Genomic DNA, 6,365 nt, shown 5'->3' with positions numbered 1-6,365 from the left:
CGGCTGGTCGAGCGGTGGGTGCCGGGCGCGCTCACGCGCAGCCCGCGCCGCCGCAGGCTGACCGCGGTCTGCGCCAGCCTGCTCGCGGTGATCGTGCTCGTCTGCGGCTCGATCCTGCTGCTCGGTGGTGGTCCTCCCACGGAGCGGCCACCGCTGCTGCCCGCCGCCCGGGACAGTCCGCCGCCCGTCCTGGCTTCCGCCAGCAAGATCGCGGAGAGCTCGCTGGTGATCAGCGTGGTCGGAAAGGTGGTTTCGCCAGGATTGGTGACGGTTCCGAGCGGAGCCCGTGTCGCCGACGCGTTGCTGGCCGCGGGCGGTGCCCTTCCCGGTATCGACGTCAGCGCGCTCAACCTGGCGCGAAAACTGTCCGACGGCGAACAGCTCTACGTGGGGGTTCCCGTGCCCCCGGCCGCCCAGCAGGAACCGGCGAGCGCGCCGCCGGGAAAGCTCGACCTGAACACCGCGACCGCGGACCAGCTCGACGCCTTACCGGGCGTCGGCGCGGTCACCGCGAAGCGGATCGTCGACTGGCGCGGTCGGCACGGCCGTTTCACCAACGTCGAACAGCTCCAGGACGTCGAGGGGATCGGGACCACCAAGCTGGCCCGGCTCCGTGATCAGGTGACGGTCTCGTGAACGGCTTTCAGGCCGCTACCGCCCGGCACGATCTCCGGCTCGTTCCGGCCGCGGTCGCGCTTTGGCTCGGCGTGCTGCTCGGCCTGCTCTGGGGATGGTGGGCCGCGCCGGCCTGCGGCGCGGCCGCCGCGATGGCCGCGTCGTTTCTTCTCTGGTGGCTGTCCCCCCGGCGCCCGGCCCGCCCCGACGGCTCGGCGCGGTTTCGGTGGCGCGCCGGTGGCGCGGCCTTGCTGGCGACGGGGCTGATGCTCGCGGGACCGCTGACCATGCGGCTGTTCAGGGCCGAGCACGATCCGCTGCGCGAGCTGTCCGCCAGGGGAACGAACGCCACGCTCCGGGTGACGGTGACCGAACGGCCGAAACCGGTGCACTCGGCCGGATACGCCAACCAGCAGGCGGGCAGCCGTTCGGTCGTGATCACGGCCGAGGTGCTCCAGGCCGAGACCCCGGGTTCCCGGACTCCTGTGCGGTCCAGCGGGCGAGTCGTGCTCATCGCGCCGTTCCAGCAGTGGGCTGGTCTGCTGCCAGGCCAGGACGTCACCGTTACCGGCACGCTGGCTCCGCCAAGGGGAAGCGACCTGACGGTGGCCGCGGTGTACGTGCGCGGACCGCCGGTCGAGCCGGGTGCGGCCTCCTGGTGGCAACGAGCGGCCGAATCGCTCCGGGCCGCGCTCAGGCAGGCGAGTTCGGTCCTCTCCGATGAGGCGGCCGGCTTGCTGCCGGGGCTTGTGGTCGGTGATACCGGCGGATTGTCCCCGCAGGTGGAGCGCGAGTTCACCGAGGCGGGCCTGTCGCATCTGATGGCGGTAAGCGGAAGCAACCTGGCCGTCGTGGCCGGCGCGGTTCTCCTGCTCCTGCGTGTCCTGCGGCTGGGGCCGAGGGTCTCCGCGTGTCTGGCCGGACTGGCCCTCGTCGGGTTCGTGGTGCTCGCCGGGGCCGAGCCGAGCGTGCTACGGGCCGGGGTCATGGGCGCGGTCGGGCTGCTCGCCCTGGCGCTCGGGCGGGAACGTTCGGCACTGCCGGCTCTGGCGGCCGCCGTGCTGGTCCTAATCGCCGTCGACCCGGCGATGGCGGTCAGCTTCGGCTTCGCGCTCTCGGTGCTCGCCACGGCCGGGCTGGTGCTCCTCGCTCCGCGCTGGGCCGAGGCCCTGGCGAGGCGCGGGGTGCCCGCCGGTTTCGCCGAAGGTCTCGCGGTTCCGATGGCGGCGTTCGTGGTCACGGCACCGGTGATCGCGGGCATGGCCGGACAGGTCAGCGTGGTGTCGATCGCGGCCAACATCCTCGCGGCGCCGGCGGTTCCGCCTGCCACCGTGCTCGGCGTGGTGACCGCGGTTCTGGCGACGTTCTGGCCGGCCGCGGCCAGGCTGTCGGCGTTGCCGTCGGGGCCCGAAGCCGAGTGGCTGATCCTCGTCGCACGCCACGCGTCCCGGGTGCCGGGGGCGGTCCTGCCGTGGCCCGGGGGCTGGTGGGGCGGCACCCTCGCACTGGTCGCCGTGGTCGCGGTGGCGCTCGCGCTACGCCGGCCGCGGCTGCGGATCGGGCTGGCGCTCGGACTGGTCTGCGTGCTGCTTGTCGTGGTGCCGGTCCAGGTGATCGCGCCGGGCTGGCCGCCGGCGAGGTGGTCGATGGTGGCCTGCGACGTCGGGCAGGGCGACACGATCGTCCTGGCCACGGCCGAGCCGGGGCGTGCCGTCGTGGTGGATACCGGCCCGGAGCCGGGTCCCGCCGACGATTGTCTCGCGCGGCTGGGGATCGACCGGGTGCCCTTGCTGGTGCTGAGTCACCTGCACGCCGATCACATCGGCGGGCTGGACTCGGTGCTCGCCGCCCGCGCGGTGGGTGCGGTCGCGGTGGGGCCGGGGCGGATGCCCGGCTGGGCGTGGCGGCAGGTCGCCCAGGTCACCGCACGCCGGGGTGTGCCGTTGCTGGAGTTGGACGTCGGGCAACAACTCGACTGGCCGGGGCTGAGCATGCGGGTGCTGGGCCCGCGCTATGTGAGTGCGCGACAGGAGGAGGACAACGACGGAACCGATATCAACAACGCGTCGGTCGTGCTCCGGGCGATCACTCCGGCCGGAGGGGTGCTGCTCACCGGGGACATGGAGTTCGCGGCCCAGGACGATCTACTCGCCGCGGGCACGGATCTGCACGCCGACGTGCTGAAAGTGCCGCATCACGGGAGCCGGTTCTCCCTGCCGCTCTTCCTCGCCGCGGTGGCCCCGAGGCTCGCGATCATCAGTGTGGGCGCGGGTAATTCGTACGGTCACCCCAACAAGTCCACAGTAGACACACTCGTGGCCGCGGGTGCGCTGGTCGCCCGGACCGACACCGGCGGCGACACCGCGGTCGTCCCCGACGAGACGGGACCGGCCGTCGTAAGGCGGGGGAGGTAGCGATGGCCTGAATCCGAGTCCGGATCACGCCGCCCAGTCGAGGGCGATCCGAGGACTGGGCGACGGGTACAGCCCGCCCGTGCTCACGTCGAGCCAGAACTCGGCCTTGCGTTGTGCGGCTTCCACATCCATGTCGCCGATGTACTGTTTGGCGCCTTGGTTGTTCCGCAGAAGCCAGGGGTACCCGCAGCCCTCCGGCGCCCGATCGAGCCTCCAGGCGACGCTGTGCCAAAACAGGCGGTACGACTCGTCACCGAGTGGAGTCCACCTTTTCCTCGGCTTCATGATTCCTCCCTGCGTCCCACTGGACGCCACGCAGGGTTGTCTATCCTGATCGGAGCGTTCGTAAACCTCCGTGCCGGAACCAGTGGTGAACTCGGGCGGCCTGTGGTGCGGTCAGAGGGCGAGTGCCCTCGTGGTGGTGTAGGCGAGCAAGGTCGCCCCGACGCCCGCGATGATGCTGACGACGACATTCATCGTCGCGTAGAAGTAGGCCCGTTGCTCCGCAAGGCGCAACGTTTCATAACTGAACGTGCTGTAGGTGGTCAGCGCACCGCAGAAACCGGTGCCGGCGAAGGAGAGCGCCTGGGCGGGAAGCGCGCTGCTTGCGCCGGTGAGCGCGCCCAGGATCAGGCAGCCTGCCAGGTTGACGGTGAAGGTTCCCCAGGGGAACAGACTGTCGTGACGAGCTTGGACGGCCCGGTCCGTCAGGTAGCGTAACGGCGCGCCGATGGCGGCACCGACGAAGATCAGGACAAGGGTCACGTGACCTGCTCTCCCGTATAGCGAAGGGCCTCGACCTCGTCGAGCACGACCATGGTCGCGCCCAGGTCGTCGAGTTGGGGCAGAAACCCGCGGACCCGTTCCTCGGCGTCGACGATGATCACCACGACAGGCAGCTCTTCGGACAGACTGAGCAGGCGGGTGGTGTGGACGAGCCCGGTCCCGCCGAAGCCCTCGCAGCCGCGCAGCACGGTCGCGCCGGCCAGGCCGGCTTCGTGGGCACGCTGGACGATCTCGTGGTGGAGCGGTTTGTGCTGCCAGCGATCGTCCTCGCCGAGGAAGATCGTCAGCCGCAGGGCCCGCTCGGTGGTGTGCATGTCAGGCAGTCCCTCCCCGTCCGGGCAGGTCGACGCGGAGGACGGCTCTGGTCGCCCACACGCCCGCCACAACGGCGAGCATGGCGCCGGCGAACGTGCCCGCGAGGTAGGCGAAAGCAAGGCCGACGGTCTCAGCCTCCAACAGCGCGCGGATCTCGGCCGCGTAGGTGGAAAAGGTGGTGAAACCGCCGAGAACGCCGACGCCGATGAACGGCCGGACGAGCCGGTGGACCGTCCACATCTCGGTGATCAACACCATGAGCACGCCGATGAGCAGGCAGCCGAGCACATTGGTGAAAAAGGTCGCCCACGGAAAGTGGCCGGGCCGGGTGGGCAGCAACACGGCGAGCCCGTAGCGGCCGAGCGCACCCAGCCCGCCCCCGACCGCGATCACCGCGAGCACGGGCCCGTGGTGGCGCGCGAGCTCACGACGCTGCGACGGGACCCGGAGGTCGACGTCGGAATCGACCGGTTCTTCCAGCTCAACCTCGCCGTCCATGGGGATATCCTCCTCCGCCCGCCGGCGCGCCCCCTGCCGCGGCCACTACCTCACTCGATGCCGGCCGAGGACGACATCCACCTCGTCGAGGGCCGCCATCCCGGTGATGCGCGATTCGTCGAGCTGCGGAAGGAACGCCCGGATCCGCTCCTCGTCGTCCACCAGGACGATCAGCAACGGCACGTGGTCGCTGAGCCGGAACAGGTGGCTGGTATGGATACTCCGGGTCCCGCCGTAGCCCTCGATGCCACGGATCACGGTCGCGCCGGCCAGGCCCGCCTTTCGTGCGCGGTGCACGATTTCGGCGTAGAGCGGCTTGTGCTCCCAGGTGTCGCCTTCGTCCACGAAGATCGACAACCGCAGCGCGCGCCCGGACCGTGCCACCTCACTTCACCACCGAACCGAGTAGACCTCGGGCCGGCGGGCCGGTCAAGTGTGCGTTGGGGCCGGGGAGCGGGCCGGTCAGTCGCCGAGTGCCTCGCGGACGGCGTCGGCCGACGGTGCGACCGTAACGCGCGGGCCGATCCGGCCTTCCACGGCGTCCAGGGTCTTCAAGCCGTCCCCGGTGATGATCAGCACCGTCTCGGCGTCCGGGTCGATCTTGCCGGCCTCGATGAGCTTCTTGGCGGTCGCGACGGTGACCCCGCCCGCGGTCTCGGCGAAGACGCCCTCGGTGCGGGCCAGCAACCGGATACCCTCGACGATCTCTTCGTCGTTGACGTCTTCCACGGCGCCGCCGGTGCGGTTGACCACGTCGAGCACATAGGGGCCGTCGGCCGGGTTGCCGATGGCCAGCGACCGGGCGATGGTGTCCGGCCTGACCGGCTGCACCACGTCGTGGCCGTGGCGGAACGCGGTCGACACCGGCGAGCAACCGGTGGCCTGCGCGCCGAACACCTTGTACGGGGTGTCGTCGACCAGCCCCACCTGCGCGAGCTCACGGAAACCCCTGTCGACCTTGGTCAGCTGGGACCCGGACGCGACCGGCACGACGATCTGCTCGGGCCGCCGCCAGCCGAGCTGCTCGGCGATCTCGAAGGCGAGGGTCTTGGAGCCCTCGGAGTAGTACGGCCGCACGTTGACGTTGACGAACGCCCAGGTCTCGTGCTCGGCGGCGAGCTGGGTGGCCAGCCGGTTGACGTCGTCGTAGTTGCCGTCCACCGCGATGAGGTTGCCGTCGTAGACCGCGGTGGTCAGCACCTTGGCGCGCTCGAGCGAGGCGGGGATCAGCACCACCGATCGCCAGCCGGCGCGGGCGGCCGCGGCGGCGACGGCGTTGGCCAGGTTGCCGGTGGAGGGGCAGGCCAGCGTGTCGAACCCGAACTCGCGGGCCGCGGCCAGCGCCACGGCGACCACGCGGTCCTTGAACGAGTGGGTCGGGTTCCCGGTGTCGTCCTTGATCCAGACCCGCTTCACGCCGAGTGCCCTGGCGAGCCGGTCGGCGCGGATCAGCCTGGTACAGCCGGGCTCGGTGTTCGGCGTCTCCTCGACGGTCGACGGCACCGGAAGCAGTTTCTTGTACCGCCAGATGTTCTTGGGGCCCGCTTCGATGTCCTCGCGGCGCACCCGGCCGAAGTCGTAGGCGACCTCGAGGGGCGAGAAGTCCTCCGCGGAGACGAACTCCGGGGCGAGCGGCTGGCGGTGACCCTCTTCCTTCGACACCAGTTCCACGGCGGGGCCCAGATCCAGGGCGCGCCGGGTGCCGGTCGAGCTAAGGGCTGCAGTCATCGCGAGGTT

General features: G+C 70.9%; 8 protein-coding genes. 2 read left to right on the top strand and 6 right to left on the bottom strand.

Annotated features, from left to right (window positions below; all coding sequences use genetic code 11):
• Both VJT49_RS22330 and VJT49_RS22325 read left to right on the top strand, forming a co-directional pair.
• A partial coding sequence (locus tag VJT49_RS22330) for a ComEA family DNA-binding protein (protein WP_324166843.1) occupies positions 1 to 636 on the top strand: 636 nt, incomplete at its 5' end.
• On the top strand, positions 633 to 3,029 hold the full coding sequence (locus VJT49_RS22325) for a ComEC/Rec2 family competence protein (protein WP_324166842.1): 2,397 nt from the start codon (positions 633 to 635) through the stop codon (positions 3,027 to 3,029). The genes VJT49_RS22330 and VJT49_RS22325, both read left to right, overlap by 4 nt.
• Before the next feature lie 24 nt (positions 3,030 to 3,053).
• Here VJT49_RS22325 and VJT49_RS22320 read toward each other — a convergent pair whose 3' ends face one another.
• From VJT49_RS22320 to thrC, 6 genes are all read right to left on the bottom strand, one after another.
• Positions 3,054 to 3,314 carry a hypothetical protein gene (locus tag VJT49_RS22320; RefSeq protein WP_324166841.1) on the bottom strand — a complete coding sequence of 87 codons (261 nt, stop codon included), beginning with the start codon at positions 3,312 to 3,314 and terminating at the stop codon, positions 3,054 to 3,056.
• A gap of 111 nt (positions 3,315 to 3,425) precedes the next feature.
• Positions 3,426 to 3,794: a fluoride efflux transporter CrcB gene (crcB, locus tag VJT49_RS22315; RefSeq protein WP_324166840.1), complete on the bottom strand. Its 369-nt coding sequence runs from the start codon at positions 3,792 to 3,794 to the stop codon at positions 3,426 to 3,428.
• A complete protein-coding gene (locus VJT49_RS22310; RefSeq protein WP_324166839.1) occupies positions 3,791 to 4,129 on the bottom strand; it encodes a DUF190 domain-containing protein in 339 nt (112 codons plus the stop codon). The genes crcB and VJT49_RS22310 overlap by 4 nt, the downstream gene beginning before the upstream one ends.
• 1 nt (position 4,130) lies before the next feature.
• The gene (locus VJT49_RS22305; protein ID WP_324166838.1) at positions 4,131 to 4,628 is read right to left on the bottom strand and encodes a CrcB family protein; all 498 of its coding nucleotides are present in this window, start codon (positions 4,626 to 4,628) and stop codon (positions 4,131 to 4,133) included.
• Between the two features lie 45 nt (positions 4,629 to 4,673).
• Positions 4,674 to 5,012, bottom strand: coding sequence for a DUF190 domain-containing protein (locus tag VJT49_RS22300; RefSeq protein ID WP_324166837.1), 339 nt, complete (start codon positions 5,010 to 5,012; stop codon positions 4,674 to 4,676).
• A gap of 78 nt (positions 5,013 to 5,090) precedes the next feature.
• Positions 5,091 to 6,356, bottom strand: coding sequence for a threonine synthase (gene thrC, locus VJT49_RS22295; RefSeq protein WP_324166836.1), 1,266 nt, complete (start codon positions 6,354 to 6,356; stop codon positions 5,091 to 5,093).
• Positions 6,357 to 6,365 lie beyond the last annotated feature (9 nt).

The sequence above is a fragment of the Amycolatopsis sp. genome (assembly GCF_035276945.1).
In the GTDB taxonomy this organism is placed as follows: domain Bacteria; phylum Actinomycetota; class Actinomycetes; order Mycobacteriales; family Pseudonocardiaceae; genus Amycolatopsis_E.
This window is presented reverse-complemented; position numbering and strand designations above follow the sequence as displayed.

What these genes read in the sequence shown, in the direction of transcription:
- VJT49_RS22320 (WP_324166841.1), bottom strand. Translation starts at nt 3,314, where the DNA reads ATGAAGCCGAGGAAAAGGTGGACTCCACTCGGTGACGAGTCGTACCGC.
- VJT49_RS22310 (WP_324166839.1), bottom strand. Translation starts at nt 4,129, where the DNA reads ATGCACACCACCGAGCGGGCCCTGCGGCTGACGATCTTCCTCGGCGAG.
- VJT49_RS22305 (WP_324166838.1), bottom strand. Translation starts at nt 4,628, where the DNA reads ATGGACGGCGAGGTTGAGCTGGAAGAACCGGTCGATTCCGACGTCGAC.
- thrC (WP_324166836.1), bottom strand. Translation starts at nt 6,356, where the DNA reads ATGACTGCAGCCCTTAGCTCGACCGGCACCCGGCGCGCCCTGGATCTG.